We start from the raw sequence: 19,089 nt of genomic DNA on the forward strand, positions 1-19,089 counted from the left end.
CGGAGGCTGCGATCTTTTCGCGGACGATTAGAGGAGGGGCTTAGCCCTCATCCCCCTCATCATCATCTCCACCGTCCACTTTCATCCCCAATTCCTTGATCTTGCGCGTCAGGGTGTTACGCCCCCAGCCGAGCAATACCGCCGCATCACGCCGGCGCCCTGCCGTGTGCTTCAGTGCAGTCTCGATCATGATCCGCTCGAACGCCGGCACCGCGCTGTCGAGCAGGCTCGACTGGCCACGGGCCAATGCCTGATCGGCCCATTGGCGCAGTGCTTGCTCCCAGTTGGTCACCGGTGCCGAATCCTGCGGCAGGCTCAGCAATTCCGGTGGCAGGTCACTGATGTGCACTTCGCGCCCGGAGGCCATCACGGTGATCCAGCGGCAGGTGTTCTCCAACTGGCGCACGTTGCCGCCCCACGGCAGGTTCTTCAGGTATTCCTCGGTCTCGCTCTTGAGCAGCTTCGGCTCCACCGCCAGTTCTTGCGCGGCACGGCTGAGGAAGTGCTTGGCCAGGGTCGGGATGTCTTCGCGACGGTCCGACAGACGCGGAATGTGGATGCGGATCACATTGAGACGATGGAACAAGTCCTCACGGAATTTCCCGGCATGCACCAGGGTTTCCAGATTCTGGTGAGTCGCGGCAATGATCCGCACATCGACCTTGACCGGCACATGGCCGCCGACGCGATAGAACTCACCGTCCGCCAGCACCCGCAGCAAACGGGTCTGGGTATCGGCCGGCATGTCGCCGATTTCGTCAAGGAATAGCGTGCCGCCGTCAGCCTGCTCGAAGCGCCCGCGACGCAGGTTGGCCGCGCCAGTGAATGCGCCTTTTTCGTGGCCGAATAGCTCGGATTCCATCAGGTCTTTCGGGATCGCCGCCATGTTCAGCGCGATGAACGGCGAGGCCGCGCGCGGGCTGTGGCGGTGCAGAGCGTGGGCCACCAGTTCTTTACCGGTACCGGATTCACCGTTGATCAGCACGGTGATGTTCGAATGGCTCAAGCGGCCAATGGCGCGAAACACTTCCTGCATCGCTGGCGCTTCGCCGATGATTTCCGGCGTGCGGGTGAGAGCCGGCACCACTTCCAGGCCTTGCTGCTCCTGCGCATGCTGGTTGGCGCGTTTGACCAGCGACACCGCTTCGTCGACGTCGAACGGCTTCGGCAGGTATTCGAAAGCGCCGCCCTGATAAGACGCAACGGCGCTGTCGAGGTCGGAGTGCGCGGTCATGATGATCACTGGCAACCGTGGGTGCTGCTCGCGGATGCGCGCCAGCAGGTCGAGGCCACTGGCGCCCGGCATGCGGATGTCGGAAATGATCACATCAGGCTGCTGACGGGCCAGACGACTCATCACGCCATCGGCGCTGTCGAAGCTCTGCGTGGTCATGCCTTCCTGCTGCAAGGCCTTTTCCAGAACCCAACGGATAGAACGGTCGTCATCGACGATCCACACGGTTTCACTACGGCTCATGTCGATGTGGCTCCTTGTTCCAGTGGCAGAAAGATCGAGAACGTGGTGTGGCCGGGGTGGCTGTCACACTCGATCAGGCCCTGGTGCTGGCTGATGATGTTCTGGGTGATGGCCAGGCCCAGCCCGGTGCCGTCCGGGCGGCCGCTGACCATGGGAAAGAAGATGGTTTCCTGAAGTTCTGCAGGGATCCCCGGGCCGTTGTCGATGATCTCGATCTTGGTCACCAGGCGATGACGGACGTGGCCGATGGTGAACTGGCGCATGGTCCGGGTGCGCAGGCTGATGCGGCCCAGACGCAGCTCGTTCTGGCTGCTGATCGCCTGCATCGCGTTGCGCACGATGTTCAGTACGGCCTGAATCATTTGTTCGCGGTCGATTAATACGTCGGGAATGCTCGGGTCGTAGTCGCGCACCAAGGTGATGCAACCCTGGCTTTCCGCTTCGACCAGTTGGCAGACGCGTTCGAGCACTTCGTGAACGTTGCACAACGCCAGCGAAGGCAGCTTGTTCGAGCCGAGCATGCGGTCGACCAGATTGCGCAGGCGGTCGGCCTCTTCAATGATCACGTTGGTGTAGTCGCGCAGGCTGTCTTCCGGCAATTCGCGGGCCAGCAATTGCGCGGCGCCACGGATGCCGCCGAGCGGGTTCTTGATCTCGTGGGCGAGGCCGCGCACCAGCATTTTGCTGGTTTCCTGCTTGGACAGTTGCGCCTCTTCCTTGGTGATCCGCAGCAGGCGATCACGTGGGTGCACCTCAAGCAAAAGCATGGTCGCGCCGTTGCTGAGGATCGGTGTCACCGCATAGTCCACGGTCAGGGTCTGGCCGGTGAGGGCGGTGAGCATCGCTTCGCGCTTGGTGAACGGGTGCGCCTGTTCGACTGCCTGACGCAGCGAGTTGAGCGCCTCCGTGGACTCGGTGAACAACTCGCTGATGAACTGCCCATGGCTGCGCTGGCCGCTGATGGCCAGCAGCATCTCGGCCGCCGGGTTCATGTACTCAAGGCGCAGTTCGGCGTCGAGCAGGATGGTGGCGGTGGTCAGGTTGTCGAGCAGCAAACGGTGGATTGCGTCGCTAATAGTCATCGGAGCCTCTTTTGGGGGCGGAGCGTGCGCAAGAAGCAGGCGTGGTTAAACGGAAAATGCAAAAACCAAACCAAGGCTCCGAAAAGAAGCGTTCAACCCGTGAAACAGGCGTTTGACGCTCGTTTGAGTGGCAGGGTGCCAGCTCAAACGGGAAGTTTCGAACCAAAATGGGTTGGAATCTGGGTACGGTGCAGCCTATTGCACCAATATAGTGCGTAAAACTGAATGGCGTTAGAAGAAGCGCAGGAAGGGATTTTTTTCTTCGGCGGGTTTGTCTTTCAGCGGACATTCCGGGCGCACGCCGTAGTCTTCGCTGACGCAGGGTTTGACCTGGCGTTTCTGCGCCAGCGAGATGCGTAGCATGTGAAATGGCTGGTTGGCGGTGCGCTCGACAGTGCGACCCTGCTCATCAAGGATTTCCACCGACAGATTGTGACTGCCGCGGTCGATGTTGCTCAACGGAAACACCGGACTCAGGCCCGGCTCGCCAGTGGCCTGACCGTCCAGCAGCAGGCGATAGCGATGGCCCTGCTGCAGGCCCGGTTCGCTGGTGACGCTGACGATCACCTCGCCCGCGCTGCTGCGCAGGGTCGCATCCGGCTCGGGGATCAGGATGCGCAGCATGTCGTAGTGAAACGGTGGTTGTTCCGCGACCTTTTTTGCAGCGCTGATCGGTGCTGCAGCCGTGGGGTTGGCCGACATGCGATTGCTGGTGGCGATAGGTACGCGCTTGGCGTTGCCGCGCGGCTGGTCGGTGTAGACGCGATTGCCCTGCGCGTCAACATAGGTGAAGACCTCTGCCGAAACGGGCAGGGCGAACAGGCACAGGATCAGCCAGAAAATTCTCATGGCTTGTGCACCCGCTGCACGGTGAACACCACCGCCGGGCTCTGCTGGATGATCGCTTCGCCGTCGATCACCTGCACCGCGAGACGATGCTCGCCGCGATCGACATTCACCAGTTGCAGGATCGGCACGTTGCTCGGCTGGCCGTAAGGCGCGTCGTCCAGGACCAGCCTTAATTGGTGCGGCGCCTGCAGGCGCGGCTTGATCAACACATTGACAGTGAAGGTGCCGTTGTTGGCGCGCAGCGCTTCTTCGCTGGTCAGGCCGGTCAGTTCCAGCACTTCATAAACACTGCGAGCCGTTGGGCGTGTGTCGGTGCTGGCGGGCGCCGGTGCGCTCGGTGCCTGCGGCTCGACGCGGTTCAGCGGCGGCAACTCCAGCGGCTGCGCCTTGACGCCGTCCGGCGAATGATCGCTGTAGACCGTGTTGCCATTGGCGTCGGTGTACTTGTAGATCTGCGCGGCAGCGGGCTGGGCGATCAGCAGCAGGACGTAGAGAAAGGTGCGACCCATGAAATCGACCGGGAAAGAAAGCGATGGGGTGCAGCATAGGTCAGGGTGGGCGACAAGCCCAAGCCGTTAACAAATGGAATTGAAAAGCCAAGTCAAAAGATCGCAGCCTTCGGCAGCTCCTGCACCGATCCTGTAGGAGCTGCCGACGGCTGCGATCTCTTGATCTTCAATAAAAAAGGCCTCCCGAAGGAGGCCTCTTTTTGTCACGCCGCGTAGCGCGGCGCTACCGGATCAGCAGCTGTAGTACAGCTCATATTCCAGTGGGTGTACGAAGGTGCGGACCTTGATTTCTTCTTCGGATTTCAGCGCGATGTAAGCGTCGATGAAGTCGTCGGAGAACACGCCGCCCTTGGTCAGGAACGCACGGCCCTTGTCCAGCTCTTCCAGGGCTTCTTTCAGGCTGCCGCAAACTTGTGGGATCTCTTTCGCCTCTTCAGGCGGCAGGTCGTACAGGTTTTTGTCAGCGGCATCGCCTGGGTGGATCTTGTTCTGGATACCGTCCAGGCCGGCCATCAGCAGTGCTGCGAAAGCCAGGTATGGGTTGGCAGCCGGATCCGGGAAGCGTGCTTCGATACGACGGCCGCGTGGGCTGTTGACGTAAGGAATACGGATCGAGGCGGAACGGTTGCGGGCCGAGTAGGCCAGCATTACCGGCGCTTCGAAACCTGGCACCAGACGCTTGTAGGAGTTGGTGGCCGGGTTGGTGAAGCCGTTCAGGGCCTTACCGTGCTTGATGATACCGCCGATGAAGTACAGGGCGGTTTCGGACAGGCCGGCATAGCCTTCGCCAGCGAAGGTGTTCTTGCCGTCTTTGGCGATGGACATGTGTACGTGCATGCCCGAGCCGTTGTCGCCGTACAGTGGCTTCGGCATGAAGGTCGCAGTGCGGCCATAAGCGTCGGCAACGTTGTGGACAACGTATTTCAGAGTCTGAACTTCGTCAGCTTTCTTCACCAGGGTGTTGAACTTGACACCGATTTCGTTCTGACCGGCAGTCGCCACTTCGTGGTGGTGAACTTCAACGGTCTGGCCCATCTCTTCCAGTGCGTTGCACATGGCAGTACGGATTTCGTGGTCGTGGTCGAACGGCGGAACCGGGAAGTAGCCGCCTTTGATGCCAGGACGGTGGCCTTTGTTGCCGCCTTCGATGTCCTGGTCGGACATCCACGAGCCTTGTTCGGAGTAGATCTTGAACATCGAGCCGGAGATGTCGGACTTGAACTTCACTTCGTCGAAGATGAAGAACTCTGGCTCGGGACCGGCGAAGACGGTGTCACCGATACCGGTGGTCTTCAGGTATTCCTCGGCGCGGTGAGCGATGGCGCGCGGGTCGCGATCGTAACCTTGCATGGTCGACGGTTCGATGATGTCGCAAACCAGGATCAGGGTTGCGTCTTCGGTGAACGGATCGAGAACGGCAGTATCGTCGTCCGGCAGCAGGATCATGTCGGAGGCTTCGATGCCTTTCCAGCCAGCGATGGAGGAACCGTCGAACATCTTGCCGACTTCGAAGAAGTCGTCTTCCAGCGCATCGCGAGCCGGCATGGTCACGTGGTGCTGAGTGCCTTTGGTGTCCGTGAAGCGCAGATCAATCCACTTGACGTCATGATCTTTGATGAGTTGAACCGACTTCGACATAGTGTCCTCCGGGTGGCTTAGGGCTTGGTAGTGGATGCCCTTAATATGGGTGATGCCGGCGCAGATACTCTGCCAAGGCAACCTGCCTCACAAGGGAGCAAATTGCATGCCAGTGCCCCAGCATGGGTTTTTTGCCCCAATTTCACGCTTTGAGCGCTGCAAAGCGCCATAAAGGTGAAAATCTCGCCCCTTAATGTAGCGCCTCAAATCAGAAATGACCTGTTTTGGTGCAAGTGAAACCTTCTGCATATTAACTGGTTAAACCTTGAGCAATTTCCGCTATAATCCGCGCCCCCCTTTTTCGGCTGGCCCTGCGCGCGCTGTTTTCATGAAACTAATCGTAAAAGTCTTCCCCGAGATCACCATCAAAAGCCGCCCTGTCCGGATGCGTTTCATCCGCCAGCTGGCCAAGAACATCCGCGCCGTGCTCCGCGATCTGGACCCGGCCGTGGTGGTGAACGGTGTGTGGGACAATCTCGAGCTGGAAACCCGCGTTACCGACCCCAAAGCCTTGAAAGAGATGGGTGAGCGCCTGGTCTGCACCCCGGGTGTCGCGCACTTTCTGCAGATCGACGAGTACCCGCTGGGCGACTTCGACGACATCACCGAGAAGTGCAAACAGCACTACGGCGATGTACTGGCCGGGAAAATTTTCTCGGTGCGCTGCAAGCGTGCCGGCAAGCATCCGTTCAGCTCGATGGACGTTGAAAAATACGTCGGCAGCAAGCTGCGTCGTGAGTGCGGTGCGGCCGGAATCGACCTCAAAGACCCGGAAATCGAAGTTCGCATCGAAGTTCGCGACCAACGGTTGTTTGTCATCCACAGCCAGCACAACGGCATCGGCGGTTACCCGCTCGGCGCCCTGGAGCAGACGCTGGTATTGATGTCCGGCGGCTTTGACTCCACGGTTGCCGCGTACCAGATCATGCGTCGCGGCCTGATGGCGCATTTCTGCTTCTTCAATCTGGGCGGGCGTGCCCACGAATTGGGCGTGATGGAAGTCGCGCATTTCATCTGGAAGAAGTACGGCAGCTCGCAACGCGTGCTATTTGTCAGTGTTCCGTTCGAAGAAGTGTTGGGCGAAATTCTCGGCAAAGTCGATAACAGTCATATGGGCGTCGTATTGAAGCGTATGATGTTGCGCGCATCGTCGGCCATCGCCGACCGGCTGCACATCGACGCGCTGGTCACCGGCGAAGCGATCTCCCAGGTATCGAGCCAGACGCTGCCGAACCTGTCGGTGATCGACTGCGTGACCGACAAGCTGGTCCTGCGGCCACTGATCGTTGCGCACAAGCAGGACATCATCGACACGGCCAACGAGATCGGCACCGCCGATTTCGCCCGGCACATGCCGGAGTACTGCGGGGTCATCTCGGTCAATCCGAAGACCGCCGCCAAGCGCCACCGTGTTGAGCACGAAGAGAAAGAATTCGACATGGCGGTTCTCGAGCGTGCGCTCGAAAACGCCAAACTGGTTCCGATCGATCGAGTGATCGACGAATTGGGCCAGGATTTGCAGATCGAAGAAGTCGGCGAAGCGCTGGCCGGTCAGATCGTTATCGACATCCGTCACCCGGATGCGGCCGAGGATGACCCGCTGGAACTTGCCGGCATAGAAGTACAGACGATGCCGTTCTATGCAGTGAACGCTCGTTTCAAGGAGCTGGATCCGACTCGCCAGTACCTGCTGTATTGCGACAAAGGCGTGATGAGTCGCCTGCATGCTCACCATTTGCTCAGTGAGGGGCATGCCAATGTGCGCGTTTATCGACCGAGCTAAGTGCCCGGGGCTGTTTGCCTGTGGCCTGCGTCACCGGCCCCCCGACACCGCCGTCAAGCTGTAACGGCCATGCCGGACACTACTGTTAATCGCTGCCAAGACTTGTCAGCAAACCGAATCCTCTGATCGAGATACACAAGTGATCGAAAATCTACGTAACATCGCCATCATTGCCCACGTTGACCATGGTAAGACCACCCTGGTAGACAAACTCCTGCGTCAATCCGGCACTCTGGAGCGCAACGAGCTCAACGACGAGCGCGTGATGGACTCCAACGACCAGGAAAAAGAGCGCGGTATTACCATTCTGGCGAAAAACACCGCCATCAACTGGAACGGCTACCACATCAACATCGTGGACACCCCGGGCCACGCCGACTTCGGCGGCGAAGTAGAACGCGTAATGTCGATGGTTGACTCCGTTCTGCTGCTGGTTGACGCTCAAGACGGTCCTATGCCGCAAACCCGTTTCGTGACCAAGAAGGCGTTCGAAGCCGGCCTGCGTCCAATCGTGGTCATCAACAAGGTTGACCGTCCAGGCGCGCGTCCGGACTGGGTTCTGGACCAGATCTTCGACCTGTTCGACAACCTCGGTGCTACCGAAGAACAACTGGACTTCCAGGTTGTTTACGCTTCGGCCCTGAACGGCATCGCCGGTCTGGATCACACCGCCATGGGCGAAGACATGACTGCGCTGTACCAGGCAGTTGTCGACCACGTTCCGCCTCCGGCCGTTGACCGTGACGGTCCGTTCCAGATGCAGATCTCCGCTCTGGACTACAACAGCTTCCTGGGTGTTATCGGTGTTGGCCGTATCGCTCGTGGTCGCGTCAAGCCGAACACCCCGGTTGTCGCGATCAGCGCCGACGGCAAGCGCCGCAACGGTCGTATCCTGAAGCTGATGGGTCACCACGGTCTGCACCGCATTGACGTTGAAGAAGCAGCAGCCGGCGACATCGTCTGCATCAGCGGCTTCGACGAGCTGTTCATCTCCGACACCCTGTGCGACATCAACACCGTCGAGGCGATGAAGCCGCTGACCGTTGACGAGCCAACCGTTTCCATGACCTTCCAGGTAAACGATTCGCCATTCTGCGGTAAAGAAGGCAAGTTCGTGACCTCCCGTAACATCAAGGATCGTCTGGACAAAGAGCTGCTGTACAACGTTGCACTGCGCGTTGAAGAAGGCGACTCGGCTGACAAGTTCAAGGTTTCCGGCCGTGGTGAGCTGCACCTCTCGGTACTGATCGAAACCATGCGTCGCGAAGGCTTCGAGCTGGCCCTGGGCCGTCCTGAAGTGATCATCCGTGAAGTTGACGGCGTGAAGCAGGAACCGTTCGAAAACGTCACCATCGACATCCCTGAAGAATCGCAGGGCAAGGTCATGGAAGAGATGGGTCTGCGTAAGGGCGACCTGAGCAACATGGTGCCGGATGGCAAGGGCCGTGTTCGTCTGGAATACAACATCCCTGCTCGCGGTCTGATCGGTTTCCGTAACCAGTTCCTGACCCTGACCAACGGTGCTGGCATCCTGACCTCGATCTTCGACCGTTACGCTCCAGTGAAGTCGGGCCACATGTCCGGCCGTCAGAACGGCGTTCTGGTTTCGGTTGAAACCGGCAAGGCACTGACCTACTCGCTGGAAACCCTGCAGGCTCGTGGCAAGCTGTTCGTAGAACACGGCCAGGAGATCTACAACGGTCAAATCGTTGGTCAGAACAGCCGCGACAACGACCTGGGTGTGAACCCTACCAAAGGCAAGAAGCTCGACAACATGCGTGCTTCGGGTAAAGACGAAACCATCGCTCTGGTACCACCTGTTCGCTTCACTCTGGAACAGGCTCTGGAATACATCCAGGAAGACGAGCTGTGCGAAGTCACGCCTAAGTCCATCCGTCTTCGCAAGAAGATCCTGGACGAAAGCGAGCGTACCCGCGCTGCCAAGAAAGCCAAGGCATAATTTAGCCCGAGCTTGAAAAAACGCCCCCGGTCGCGAGACCGGGGGCGTTTTTGTTTGTCTGGGATTCAAGGCAAAAAAAGATCGTCCGATCGCGGCCCGAGCCTTCGGCAGCTCCTACAGGGGAACGTGTATCTCTGTAGGAGCTGCCGAAGGCTGCGATCTTTTGATCTTCAGAACTTCTCGATCGACCGCGAATTTTGCACCCGCTCGACTTCTTTCGGCTTGTACGCGCAATACCCCGGCCGCGGGCCGATTTTCGGGTGGTTGCGACAGGTGTCCGGGCGCTTGTCATAAATGGTGCACAGGCGGCTCTTACGATCCAGGTAGTAGCAATCGTTGTTGCTCATGCGCTGCAGGGTGAAGATCCCCGACTTCTGGTTGAAGCGCTCGACCAGCCCTTCCTTTTGCAGGCGCTTGGCGATGTTCTTCGGCGGATCACCCAGTTCGAACTCGTCAACCACGCCGATACGTACCAGGTCCTTGATCTTGACCTCGACCGGCAGGGTGCAGCAGCTGGAGACACAAGAGCCGCACATCGGGGCCGAATATTTGGCCCACGTATCGAGTCGGTCGATCTCGGCGGCGGCAATCAGGTTGGGCTTCATCATCGGGGGTTACCAGGCGTGTGTGCATCAGGGCGCGCGATCATACCGGGACTGGTGGATTTTTGAACAACCTTTCGCCAGATTTTTGCAAATGCCGCGCAAATGTCATTCAGTCCGGCACGGCCCCTGCATTCATTAGCCCACTCGCCAAGGTAATGCCGGGCTATCTCACCGACTTCGGAAAAACTGCCGAACCAGCGCCTCTACCGTCGGTCAGACCGTCTAGGCTCAGACAATTCCCCGCTCGCTCGAGGTCCTATCGATGACTCAAGAACCACTAGTTCGCGAAGCAGAGGTGGCCGCATTCCGCGATGCCGTCCTGACCAAGCTCACCTATGCAGTGGGTAAAGACCCGGATCACGCTTTCGACCATGACTGGTTCGAAGCCATTGCCCTGGCGGCGCGCGACCACATGGTCGAACACTGGATGGACCACACCCGGCAGATCTACCGCAAAGGCCAGAAACGGGTGTATTACCTCTCGCTGGAATTTCTCATCGGTCGTTTGCTCTACGACAGCCTGAGCAATCTCGGCCTGCTCGACGTCGCCCGTGAGGCACTGACTGAACTGGGTGTCGATCTGGAACGGATTCGCCTGCTGGAACCCGACGCGGCACTCGGCAACGGTGGCCTCGGACGTCTGGCGGCGTGCTTCATGGAGAGTATGTCGACCCTCGGCATCGCCGGGCACGGCTACGGCATTCGCTACGAGCATGGGCTGTTCCGGCAGGCCATCGTCGATGGCTGGCAGCAGGAGCAGACCGAGCACTGGCTGGACTTCGGCAACCCGTGGGAGTTCGAACGTCCGGAAGTGGTGTACTCCATCGGCTTCGGCGGCAGCGTCGAAACCGTCACCGATGCCACTGGCAAGACCAAACAGGTCTGGTCGCCAGCGGAAACCGTGCGCGCGATTGCCTATGACACGCCAGTGGTCGGCTGGCGCGGGGCGAGCGTCAACACCCTGCGCCTGTGGCGTGCACGCGCCATGGAAGATCTGCACCTGGAGCGTTTCAACGCCGGTGACCATTTGGGCGCGGTGGCCGAAGTGGCCCGGGCCGAGAGTATCTCCCGCGTGCTCTATCCGGCGGACAGCACTGAGGCCGGGCAGGAACTGCGCCTGCGCCAAGAATACTTCTTCGTCGCCGCCTCTCTGCAGGATTTGCTGCGTCGTCATCGCAACATGCACACCTCGGTGCTGACCCTGGGCGATCACGCGGCGATCCAGCTCAACGACACCCACCCTTCGATTGCCGTTGCCGAATTGATGCGCCAACTGGTCGACGTCTACGACGTGGCTTGGGATGCGGCGTGGCAAGTCACCGTCGACACCCTGTCGTACACCAACCACACGCTGCTGCCGGAGGCGCTGGAAACCTGGCCGGTCGGCCTGATGGAGCGCATGCTGCCGCGGCACATGCAGATCATTTATCTGATCAACGCCCAGCACATCGACTCGCTGCGGGCCAAAGGCATTCATGATTTCGACGTGCTGCGCGCGGTGTCGCTGATCGAAGAGGACAACGGTCGCCGGGTGCGCATGGGCAACCTCGCGTTCCTCGGTTCGCACAGCGTCAACGGCGTATCGGGGCTGCACACGCAGTTGATGCGCAAGACTGTGTTCGCCGAACTGCACAAGCTCTACCCGGAGCGGATCAACAACAAAACCAACGGCATCACCTTCCGCCGCTGGCTGTTCCAGGCCAACTCCGAGCTGACCTCGATGCTGGTCGACTCCCTCGGCCCGGAGGTGCTGGATAACCCGGAAGAGCGCTTGCTCGATCTGGAACCGTTCGCCGAAAAACCCGCCTTCCGCAAAGCCTTCGCCGAGCAGCGCCTGCACAGCAAAAAGGCCCTGGCCTATCTGATTCACGAGCGGCTGGGGATCGCGGTCAACCCGGCGGCGATGTTCGACGTGCAGGTCAAACGGATCCACGAATACAAGCGCCAGTTGCTCAACCTGATGCACACCGTGGCGCTGTATCAGGCGATCCGTGCCGAGCCGGAAACCGACTGGGTGCCACGGGTGAAAATCTTCGCCGGTAAAGCGGCGGCCAGTTATCACCAGGCCAAACTGATCATCAAACTCACCAACGACATCGCCCGGGTGGTGAACAACGACCCGACCGTACGCGGCTTGCTGAAAGTGGTGTTCCTGCCCAACTACAACGTCAGCCTGGCCGAGAGCATCATTCCGGCGGCGGACTTGTCCGAGCAGATTTCCACGGCTGGTTTCGAGGCTTCGGGTACCAGCAACATGAAGTTCGGCCTCAATGGCGCACTGACCATCGGCACCCTCGACGGCGCCAACGTGGAAATGTGCGAGCGCATCGGCGCCGAGCACATGTTCATCTTCGGCCTCAGTGCGCAGCAGGTCGAAGCGCGCAAGCAGAACCACGAGTTCAGCGCCGCGCCGGATATCGCCGCGTCGCATCGTTTGAGCGACGTGCTGCAAGCGATCCGCAGTGGCGTGTTCTCGCCGGATGACACGTCGCGCTACACCGGGCTGATCGATTCGCTGGTGGACTACGACCGCTTCCTGGTCTGCGCCGACTTCGACTCCTACTGGGAAGCGCAGAAGCGCGTCGACGCGCACTGGCACGATGCCAACAACTGGTGGCGCTCGGCAGTGCTCAACACGGCGCGGATGGGCTGGTTCTCGTCCGACCGGACGATTCGCGAGTACGCCACGGATATCTGGAAAGCGCTGGAGTAACTTTTCGCTCGGCTCGATATAATCGGCGCGCCGGAAAAGATCGCAGCCTTCGGCAGCTCCTACAGGGTTATGTGAACACCTGTGTAGGAGCTGCCGAAGGCTGCGATCTTTTTGGATCAGGCTGCGCTAATCTTCCCGGATTGGCCTTTGCGCTTAGGGATATCGACCATGCAATGGATGTTCATGTTGATCGGGCTGCTGCTCGGCTGGCTGCTCGATGAGTCGTTCAGTGCCGCGCTGCTCGGTGCACTGCTCGGGCTGGCGATCGGGCAAACGCTGCGCATCGCCCGGCTTGGCTCGCAGGCCACTGAACAACAGCGTCAACTGGAACAGGCAAAAGTCGCCTTGCAGGCCGTCGAGCAGCGTCTGTTTCTGCTTGAAGGCGTCGGCGTGCGCACCACACCGCCGAGTGTGGCGCCGATGCCGGACGCCATCGTTGAGCCGATCATCGTCGCCGAACAATCATCCTCCCCCACGCCGGATCTGGTCTGGGAACTGCCGCCCGAACTCGAACCGATGTCTACCGTTGCCAGCGAAACCAGTCAACCGCTGCCAGCCGATGTCTGGCAGCTGGATGCCGTCACCGCCGAGCCTGCACAACCCGCACAACCTGCCGAACCTCGTGGCCCGAACCTGATCGAGCGTGGCATCAGCGCTGCGCGCAACTGGCTGTTCGGTGGCAACACCGTGTTGCGGGTCGGCGTGGTGCTGCTGTTTTTCGGTCTGGCGTTCCTGCTGCGCTACGCCACCGAAGGCATGGTGGTGCCGATCGAATTGCGTTACGCCGGTGTTGCGGCAGCGGCGTTGGCCCTGCTGGCGCTGGGCTGGTGGCTGCGCGCACGCAACAGCAGTTATGCGCTGATCCTGCAAGGCACCGGGATCGCGGTGCTGTACCTGACGGTGTTTGCGGCGATGCGTCTGCATCCGCTGCTCGATCCGTCCGCCGCGCTGGGTCTGCTGGTGGCGGTCACGCTGTTCTCGGCGATCCTCGCCATCACTCAGGATGCTCTTGGACTGGCCGCCGCCGCTGCGCTTGGCGGTTTCGCCGCACCGATCCTGACCTCGACCGGGGAGGGCAACCATGTCGCGCTGTTCAGCTATTTCGCGCTGCTCAATGCCGGCATTCTCGCCATTGCGTGGTTCAAGGCCTGGCGCCTGCTCAACCTGATCGGGTTCGTCGGCACGTTCGGTATCGGCTTCGCCTGGGGCCAGCGTTCCTACGCCCCGGAGCTGCTGTGGAGCACCGAGCCGTTCCTGACCCTGTTCTTCCTGATGTATCTGGCCATCGGCCTGCTGTTCGCCCGGCGCAAGTTGCTCGACATGCCCGATGCGCCAGCGGACGGCGATCGCGAGGCGCTGCTCCAGTGGTCGGCGCGCAAGGGCGACTACGTTGACGGCACGATGTTGTTCGGCCCGCCGATCGTGGGCTTCGGCTTGCAGTTTGCGCTGGTGCAGCACCTGGAGTTCGCCGCCGCGTTCAGCGCACTCGCACTGGGCGTGATCTACATGGGTCTGGCCCGGGTGTTGATGGGCGGGCGCGCATTGCTGCTCGGTGAAACCTGTCTGGCGCTGGGGGTGATTTTCGCCAGTCTGGCGATCCCGCTGGGCCTCGATGCGCGCTGGACTTCGGCGGCGTGGGCAGTGGAGGGCGCGGGGATTTTCTGGCTCGGCCTGCGTCAGCATCGGCCGTTCGCCCGGGCGTTTGCCTTGCTGCTGCAACTGGGTTCGGCATTGGCGTTCCTCAGTCAATTGCGGATCGGCGAAAGCAGCCTGCTCGACGGCGCACCGCTGGGAGCGTTGATGCTCGGCATCGCACTGCTGTTCAGTTTCTATCAATTGCGCAAAGCCTCGGCAGAACAGGCTTCGCCGTGGGAGCGCCAGGGCTTGCCGGTGCTGGCGGCACTGGGTCTGACGTTCCTGTACCTGTTGGCGCCGCTGTTTTTCCTGTTTCAGTCGACAGCGATCAGTTGGGCCTTGGCCGGACTGGTGACCCTGTTTGTCGGCCTGCGCCTGCAATCGCGCACGTTCCTGTTCACCGCGTTCGCCGTGCAGTTGCTCGGTGGTGCGTTGTTCCTGTTGCGCCTGCAAGGTGCAGGTGAGGATTCGGCGGCGGTGTTCAGTGCCGGTTGGAGCGGTTTGCTCAGCGCATCGCTGATCGGTCTGGCGTTGATCGCCGGCATGCTGCTGGCGGCGCGCGACGAGATGGTGCGCGGCGATGTGCGGCTGCTGCGCGGGTTGTCGGTGGTGTTGCTGGCGGGGTTGGTGCTGATCAATCTGGCGGTGCTGTTCGTGCTGCCGTGGCAAACCGCGAGTGCGGTGTGGGCGGCGAGCGGTCTGTTGATCATCTGGCTGAGCCTGTACCTCAAACAGCGCGTGAGTTTTGTCTTTGGGCTGTTGTTGCAGTTGATCGGTGGCGCGGCGTTCTTGTTGGCCGGCCCCGAGTTGCTCGGGCCGCTGTCCAGCGAAGGACTGCGGCCGTTGGCCCATGGCGGTTTCTGGACGCCGCTGGTATTGGGGCTGGCCGCGCTGGTCGGTGCCTGGCGTCTGCAACTGGGCAATCATGCCTCGGCGTTCGATGCGCTGAGTTTGCAACGCCTGTCTGAAGTGCTGCTGGTGTGGGGCGCCGGTTGGTGGGCGTTGGCGTGGGTCAGTGAGGTGCTGCGTTTTGCGCCGCTGAATCTGCAGGCGTCGCTGTTGCTGCTGGTCGCTGCGCTGAGTGTGGCGTTGTGGACGCTGTTGGCGCTGCGCCTGAAATGGCCGGCGTTGGGCCTGCTCTGCACCTTGCTGATTCCGGCGACGGGGCTGGTGTTGCTGGCGGCGTGGCATGCGCGTTATCACCCAGCGGCGAATTTTGGTTGGCTGGCGTGGGTATTGGTGTTCGCCGTGCATTTCTTCAGCCTGCGGCGTCTGGCGCCGATGCTGCCGGCTCGGGCCTTGAGCACTGCGCATGTGCTGGGTTGCTGGCTGCTGATCGGCGTACTGGCGCTGGAGTTGCGCTACGGCTTGCTGCTGTTGTCCGAGCAATACAACGCGTGGCGCTGGCTGGGCTGGGCGATCCTGCCGAGTCTGTATCTGTATCTGTTGCTGGCGGCGGCTCCGCGCAGCTGGCCATGGCCGGTGGCGGCATTCCCGCGGGAATATCGTTTGTACGCCGCCGCGCCGCTGGCAGTGCTGATGCTGGCGTGGTTCTGGCTGGCCAACGGCTTCAGCGACGGTAACGCCGAACCGCTGCCGTACGTGCCGTTGATCAACCCGCTGGAATTGGGCCTGCTGTTCGCCCTGTTTGGGGTGTACGTATGGTCGCGTTATGCGGTGACGCAGTTTGCCCTGCGCAGGGATTACGCCGAGTACGCCACGCAACTGGTCGCGGGTGTTTCGCTGTTCGCTTTCTGCACTGCGCTGGTGACCCGCGCTGCGCACCATTGGGCGGGCATTCCGTTCGAGCTGGATCTGCTGCTCGAATCGATGCTGGTGCAGGCCGGGTTGTCCATCGTCTGGACCCTGATGGCGTTGGGGCTGATGATCGGCGGGCATCTGCGCCATCGTCGCGAAGTGTGGCTGATCGGCGCGGCGCTGATTGCGCTGGTGGTGGCCAAACTGATTTTTGTCGAATTGAGCAACCGTGGCGGCCTCGCCCGGATCGTCTCGTTTATCGGTGTCGGTGTGTTGCTGCTGGTGGTGGGCTACTTTGCACCGCTGCCACCGAAACGTGTCGAAGCCGAACCGGTGGCGGACAAACCCGTGCCGGATACCGAAGGAGTTTCATCTTGAGTCGCATGCTGAATCTGGGGTGGTTGGCGCTGGGCGTGGTGATGGCTGCCGGCGCCCTGGAAAAACCGGCGGACTTCGCCACGCAGGTGCCGCTGACGGTGAGCGGCAACGGCCCGTGGTATCGCCTCGATCTGCCGCTGAGCGCGCAATTGCAGGCCCGCCAGACCGATCTCAGCGACCTGCGCGTGTTCAACGCCGCCGGCGAACCACAGGCCTACGCCCTGGCCCGGGAATCGGCGCAGACCCGCGACGACGGGCAGTTGCATGAGGTGAAGTGGTTCCCGCTGTACAACGCCGCCGATGCCAGTGAGCGTGCGCCGAACGTGCGCGTGCAATCGACCACCACCGGCACACTGGTGGAAGTGCAGCCGTCGACGCAATTGGAGGCCGGTGAAGAAGTGCTGCGTGGCTGGCTGCTCGATGCCAGTGCGATCAAGGCGCCGCTGCAGCAGCTGATTCTCGACTGGACCAGCGAGCGTGACGGCTTCCAGCGCTTCAGCATCGAGGCCAGTGATGACTTGCAGCATTGGCAGGCGTGGGGTGATGGGCAGGTGGCACGGCTGACCTTTTCCGACGAGCGCATCGAGCAGCATGAGGTGGCGCTGCCGGGGCAATCGGCGCGCTATCTGCGTCTGCTGTGGGAGGCGCCAACCTCGGCGCCAATCCTCACGTCGGCGCAACTGAAAAGCAGCGATCCACGCAACGTGCCGCTGCCGTTGGTCTGGTCGCAAGCGCTGGCCGGCAGCAGCACCAAGTCCGGCGAGTACACCTGGCAATTGCCGATGGGCCTGAATGTCGAGCGGGTGCAGGTCGAGCTGAAACAACCGAACAGTCTGGCTCCGGTCACGCTCGCGGGCCGCCGCGAAAGCAGCCTGCCGTGGCAGACACTGAGCAACGGTTTGCTGTATCGCCTGACTCAGAATGGTCAGGACGTGGTGCAGAACGAATTGCAGTTGTACGGGCAGACTGTGCAGCAGCTGAAACTGAGCGTGGATGAGCGTGGCGGCGGTCTGGGTGAGCAGGCACCGAGCCTGAAGTACGCGGTGCGGGCGACCCAGGTGATTTTCCTCGCACGGGGTGACGGGCCTTACAGCCTGGCGCTGGGCAATACGACGGTGAAAACCGCGAACCTGCCGCTGAGCACACTGATTCCGGATTTCAAAGCGGAAAAACTCGCGGCGCTGGGCAAGGCAACGGTGCAGGGTGAAGTGATTGCCACACAGGCTACGCCGGCAACCACGACGGCGGTAGCCGAGACCAACTGGAAGAAAATCGGCCTGTGGGCGGTGTTGCTGGTGAGTGTGGTGTTCCTCGGGGCGATGGCGGCGAGTCTGTTGCGCAAGCCGCCAACCAATTCCTGAGCATGGCTGGCGCTGCGCGCCATTCGCGAGCAAGCCCGCTCCCACATTGATCGCGTCCAGCAGGGCTACTCGGTCAACTGTGGGAGCGGGCTTGCTCGCGAAGGCGGCTGATCGGCCAACGAGAATTTCAGATCGGTCGCGGTTGCGCATGCACCACCCGTCCCGTTTCGAACTACGCTCAATCCGGTGCCTGAACTCTCTCGACCCGTTCACGTCTGATACAAGCAATTGCGCCCCAATGCACGTTACCGGGCGTCATCGCTCGCTACGTTTTCAGACTCCCTGTAAACTGCGCGGGTTTTTAGCCCCCCATTCCACCGGAGCCGTCCATGTCCCGCGTTACCCTGAGTCGCTATTTGATTGAGCAGACCCGCAGCAATAACACTCCTGCCGATCTGCGCTTCCTGATCGAAGTGGTGGCGCGTGCCTGCAAAGAGATCAGCCACGCCGTGTCCAAAGGCGCCCTGGGTGGTGTTCTGGGCAGCATGGGCACTGAAAACGTCCAAGGCGAAGTGCAGAAGAAGCTCGACGTGCTGTCGAACGAGATCCTGCTCGAAGCCAACGAATGGGGCGGTCACCTGGCCGGCATGGCGTCCGAAGAAATGGACAATGCCTACCAGATCCCGGGCAAATACCCGAAAGGCGCCTACCTGCTGGTATTCGACCCACTGGACGGCTCGTCGAACATCGACATCAACGCTCCGGTCGGCACCATCTTCTCGGTACTGCGTTGCCCGAACGAATACCTGAGCCAGAACGAGCCGCTGAACGAAAAAGCCTTCCTGCAGCCAGGCACCCAGCAGGTTGCCGCCGGTTACGCGATCTACGGCCCGCAGACCATGCTGGTGCTGACTCTGGGCGACGGCGTCAAAGGCTTCACCCTGGACCGCGAAATGGGCAGCTTCGTACTGACCCACGAAGACATCACCATTCCTGAAACCACCCAGGAATTCGCGATCAACATGTCCAACCAGCGCCACTGGGAAGCCCCGGTGCAACGCTACGTCAGCGAACTGCTGGCCGGCGAAGAAGGCCCGCTGAAGAAGAACTACAACATGCGCTGGGTCGCCGCGATGGTGGCCGATGTGCACCGTATCCTGACCCGTGGCGGTCTGTTCATGTACCCACGCGACAGCCGTGAGCCATCCAAGCCCGGCAAACTGCGTCTGATGTACGAAGCCAACCCGATGTCGTTCCTGGTGGAACAGGCCGGCGGCGCGTCCACTGACGGCCACCAGCGCATCCTCGACATTCAGCCGGAAGGCCTGCACCAGCGCGTAGCGGTGTTCCTCGGCTCGAAAGAAGAAGTCGCCCGCGCCACGGCTTACCACAAGGAATAAG

Annotated in this window: 12 protein-coding genes; 6 read left to right on the top strand and 6 right to left on the bottom strand. The window is 61.0% G+C overall.

Annotated features, from left to right (window positions below; all coding sequences use genetic code 11):
* Window positions 1-40: 40 nt before the first annotated feature.
* The 5 genes from ntrC to glnA all read right to left on the bottom strand — a co-directional run bounded on the left by ntrC (window position 41) and on the right by glnA (window position 5,555).
* Window positions 41-1,477: a nitrogen regulation protein NR(I) gene (gene ntrC / locus JN524_RS15335; RefSeq protein WP_003220781.1), complete on the bottom strand. Its 1,437-nt coding sequence runs from the start codon at window positions 1,475-1,477 to the stop codon at window positions 41-43.
* Window positions 1,474-2,559, bottom strand: coding sequence for a nitrogen regulation protein NR(II) (gene glnL / locus JN524_RS15340; RefSeq protein ID WP_007961730.1), 1,086 nt, complete (start codon window positions 2,557-2,559; stop codon window positions 1,474-1,476). The genes ntrC and glnL overlap by 4 nt, the downstream gene beginning before the upstream one ends.
* Window positions 2,560-2,790: 231 nt before the next feature.
* On the bottom strand, window positions 2,791-3,408 hold the full coding sequence (locus JN524_RS15345) for a DUF4124 domain-containing protein (protein ID WP_202369884.1): 618 nt from the start codon (window positions 3,406-3,408) through the stop codon (window positions 2,791-2,793).
* The gene (locus JN524_RS15350) at window positions 3,405-3,917 is read right to left on the bottom strand and encodes a DUF4124 domain-containing protein (protein ID WP_202369885.1); all 513 of its coding nucleotides are present in this window, start codon (window positions 3,915-3,917) and stop codon (window positions 3,405-3,407) included. The genes JN524_RS15345 and JN524_RS15350 overlap by 4 nt, the downstream gene beginning before the upstream one ends.
* A gap of 231 nt (window positions 3,918-4,148) precedes the next feature.
* Window positions 4,149-5,555, bottom strand: a complete 1,407-nt coding sequence (gene glnA / locus JN524_RS15355; RefSeq protein ID WP_003220788.1) for a glutamate--ammonia ligase — start codon at window positions 5,553-5,555, stop codon at window positions 4,149-4,151.
* A gap of 328 nt (window positions 5,556-5,883) precedes the next feature.
* On the opposite strand from glnA, the gene thiI reads away from it, so the two are divergent.
* The gene (thiI, locus tag JN524_RS15360; RefSeq protein ID WP_047600876.1) at window positions 5,884-7,338 is read left to right on the top strand and encodes a tRNA uracil 4-sulfurtransferase ThiI; all 1,455 of its coding nucleotides are present in this window, start codon (window positions 5,884-5,886) and stop codon (window positions 7,336-7,338) included.
* A gap of 139 nt (window positions 7,339-7,477) precedes the next feature.
* On the top strand, window positions 7,478-9,298 hold the full coding sequence (gene typA / locus JN524_RS15365) for a translational GTPase TypA (RefSeq protein WP_007961739.1): 1,821 nt from the start codon (window positions 7,478-7,480) through the stop codon (window positions 9,296-9,298).
* A 170-nt stretch (window positions 9,299-9,468) separates the two neighbouring features.
* Here typA and JN524_RS15370 read toward each other — a convergent pair whose 3' ends face one another.
* Window positions 9,469-9,906 carry a YkgJ family cysteine cluster protein gene (locus JN524_RS15370; RefSeq protein WP_007961740.1) on the bottom strand — a complete coding sequence of 146 codons (438 nt, stop codon included), beginning with the start codon at window positions 9,904-9,906 and terminating at the stop codon, window positions 9,469-9,471.
* 259 nt (window positions 9,907-10,165) lie between these two features.
* Between JN524_RS15370 and JN524_RS15375 the strand changes: the two genes are divergently transcribed.
* From JN524_RS15375 to JN524_RS15390, 4 genes are all read left to right on the top strand, one after another.
* Complete coding sequence (locus JN524_RS15375) at window positions 10,166-12,616, top strand: glycogen/starch/alpha-glucan phosphorylase (RefSeq protein ID WP_202369886.1); 2,451 nt, start codon at window positions 10,166-10,168, stop codon at window positions 12,614-12,616.
* Between the two features lie 168 nt (window positions 12,617-12,784).
* The gene (locus tag JN524_RS15380; RefSeq protein ID WP_202369887.1) at window positions 12,785-16,387 is read left to right on the top strand and encodes a DUF2339 domain-containing protein; all 3,603 of its coding nucleotides are present in this window, start codon (window positions 12,785-12,787) and stop codon (window positions 16,385-16,387) included.
* Window positions 16,384-17,748, top strand: coding sequence for a DUF3999 domain-containing protein (locus JN524_RS15385; RefSeq protein WP_202369888.1), 1,365 nt, complete (start codon window positions 16,384-16,386; stop codon window positions 17,746-17,748). Before JN524_RS15380 ends, JN524_RS15385 begins: the two co-directional genes overlap by 4 nt.
* A 329-nt stretch (window positions 17,749-18,077) precedes the next feature.
* Window positions 18,078-19,088: a class 1 fructose-bisphosphatase gene (locus JN524_RS15390; RefSeq protein ID WP_007961744.1), complete on the top strand. Its 1,011-nt coding sequence runs from the start codon at window positions 18,078-18,080 to the stop codon at window positions 19,086-19,088.
* Window position 19,089: the final 1 nt, after the last annotated feature.

This window comes from Pseudomonas sp. MWU318 (genome assembly GCF_016756945.1).
In the GTDB taxonomy this organism is placed as follows: domain Bacteria; phylum Pseudomonadota; class Gammaproteobacteria; order Pseudomonadales; family Pseudomonadaceae; genus Aquipseudomonas; species Aquipseudomonas putida_A.

What these genes read in the sequence shown, in the direction of transcription:
- thiI (WP_047600876.1), top strand. Translation starts at nt 5,884, where the DNA reads ATGAAACTAATCGTAAAAGTCTTCCCCGAGATCACCATCAAAAGCCGC.
- glnL (WP_007961730.1), bottom strand. Translation starts at nt 2,559, where the DNA reads ATGACTATTAGCGACGCAATCCACCGTTTGCTGCTCGACAACCTGACC.
- JN524_RS15390 (WP_007961744.1), top strand. Translation starts at nt 18,078, where the DNA reads ATGTCCCGCGTTACCCTGAGTCGCTATTTGATTGAGCAGACCCGCAGC.
- JN524_RS15345 (WP_202369884.1), bottom strand. Translation starts at nt 3,408, where the DNA reads ATGAGAATTTTCTGGCTGATCCTGTGCCTGTTCGCCCTGCCCGTTTCG.
- JN524_RS15380 (WP_202369887.1), top strand. Translation starts at nt 12,785, where the DNA reads ATGCAATGGATGTTCATGTTGATCGGGCTGCTGCTCGGCTGGCTGCTC.
- JN524_RS15375 (WP_202369886.1), top strand. Translation starts at nt 10,166, where the DNA reads ATGACTCAAGAACCACTAGTTCGCGAAGCAGAGGTGGCCGCATTCCGC.
- glnA (WP_003220788.1), bottom strand. Translation starts at nt 5,555, where the DNA reads ATGTCGAAGTCGGTTCAACTCATCAAAGATCATGACGTCAAGTGGATT.
- ntrC (WP_003220781.1), bottom strand. Translation starts at nt 1,477, where the DNA reads ATGAGCCGTAGTGAAACCGTGTGGATCGTCGATGACGACCGTTCTATC.
- JN524_RS15370 (WP_007961740.1), bottom strand. Translation starts at nt 9,906, where the DNA reads ATGATGAAGCCCAACCTGATTGCCGCCGCCGAGATCGACCGACTCGAT.
- JN524_RS15350 (WP_202369885.1), bottom strand. Translation starts at nt 3,917, where the DNA reads ATGGGTCGCACCTTTCTCTACGTCCTGCTGCTGATCGCCCAGCCCGCT.